Source organism: Methylobacterium sp. (assembly GCF_019750675.1).
Lineage (GTDB): Bacteria > Pseudomonadota > Alphaproteobacteria > Rhizobiales > Beijerinckiaceae > Methylobacterium.
Map to the genome: position 1 here is coordinate 1 of NZ_JAIEOF010000171.1, position 1,525 is coordinate 1,525.

Consider the following 1,525-nt stretch of genomic DNA (forward strand, 5'->3'; position numbering starts at 1 on the left):
GCGGGGCGCTCGAACACGGTGCGCGGGTCGGCCGCCTGCTCGATGCGCCCCCCGTTCATCACCACCACGAGGTCGGACAGCGCCATCGCCTCCTCCTGGCTGTGGGTGACGTGGATGAAGGTGATGCCGAGCTCGGCCTGGAGACGCTTCAGCTCCGTCCGCATCCGCACCCGCAGGAACGGATCGAGGGCCGAGAGCGGCTCGTCGAGGAGCAGGACCTTGGGTCCGGTGACCAGCGCGCGGGCGAGCGCCACGCGCTGCTGCTGGCCACCGGAGAGCTGCGCCGGCAAGCGCTCCGCCAGATGAGCCATCTGCACGAGGTCGAGCATCGCCAGCGCCTTGGCGCGGCGCTCGGCCTTCGGGATGCCCCGCATCTTCAGGCTGAAGGCGACGTTGTCGCGGCAATTCAGGTGGGGGAACAGGGCGTAGCTCTGGAACATCATCGCGGTGCCGCGCTCGGCCGGCGTGGCGTCACCCACCGCGCGCGGGCCGATGACCACGTCGCCGGAGGACACCGTCTCATGCCCGCCGATCATCCGGAGCGTCGTGGTCTTGCCGCAGCCCGAGGGGCCGAGCAGGCAGCAATAGGCGCCCGAGCGGACCTTGAGGTCGATGCCGTCCACGGCCGTGGTGTGGCCGTAGCGCTTGGTCAGGCGGATCAGCTCGACGTCCATGCGTGTCTCCCCGCCCGGTCCCCAGCAAGGGGCGGGCCAGACGATACCCGATTCGCCCCGGGTATCCGCCTCCGCGATGCACCAGCGGGCGACGATGGAGGACAGCGACCGACAGATACCTCTCCGGACATCAGTCCAACGCGAAAAAGAAAATTGTCGAGAGCAAGTGCCGAGCCGTTCGCATTCGAGGACTCGTCGGCCGGCTCACGCGCTCCGTCGCCATGTACGCATAGCCAATTGAAAGTACGAACCGACCTAGAAGTCCGATGAGCCATCCAACACTGTAAATCATCATAAAACTCAGCAGCAAAAATACTGGAATATTGTTTAAAAATCCTGGCCATTTTATAAGATGAGGAGGAATAATAGCACCCATCGCCAGCAAAGCGGGGGCGACAGCAACCTGCTTTAAGACATACGCGCCTTTGTAATCCCCCTCGATGCCAAAGGCATAGATCAGCAACGGGATCGCCATTGCCCCATAGACCGCAATAAATGCCAAACCAGTTCTGCTTCGCCTGATCTTCATATGCTCTCCGGATGGATCATGCTCGCAACCAACACGTCTTCCCTCTCCACACTCAGGAGATAGGGAGAAGCGTTCAGGTTCGCTGCGCCACCTTATCGAGAGCCCGGTCGATGACCTGTCCGTGGCCGAGCGGACCGACCACCCGGCCATCCTCGGCGACGATCGCGCCCCGCGCGAGGGTCATCACCGGCCAGCCCGTGACCGAAAACCCCTCCCAGGGCGTGTAATCCGCCCCGTGATGGAGATCGGCCTGCCGGATGGTCTCGCGGCGGTTCGGGTCCCACAGGGTCAGGTCGGCGTCGAAGCCGATCCCGATCGAGCC

General features: G+C 64.0%; 2 protein-coding genes and 1 pseudogene. All 3 read right to left on the reverse strand.

Annotated features, from left to right (window positions below; genetic code table 11):
* On the reverse strand, positions 1 to 674 hold a 674-nt coding region (locus tag K2X24_RS09100; protein WP_292496986.1), incomplete at its 3' end, for an ABC transporter ATP-binding protein.
* A 130-nt stretch (positions 675 to 804) separates the two neighbouring features.
* A complete protein-coding gene (locus K2X24_RS09105) occupies positions 805 to 1,203 on the reverse strand; it encodes a hypothetical protein (protein WP_292496988.1) in 399 nt (132 codons plus the stop codon).
* 73 nt (positions 1,204 to 1,276) lie between these two features.
* Positions 1,277 to 1,525: pseudogene (locus K2X24_RS09110) on the reverse strand (dihydropyrimidinase); the annotation flags it as partial.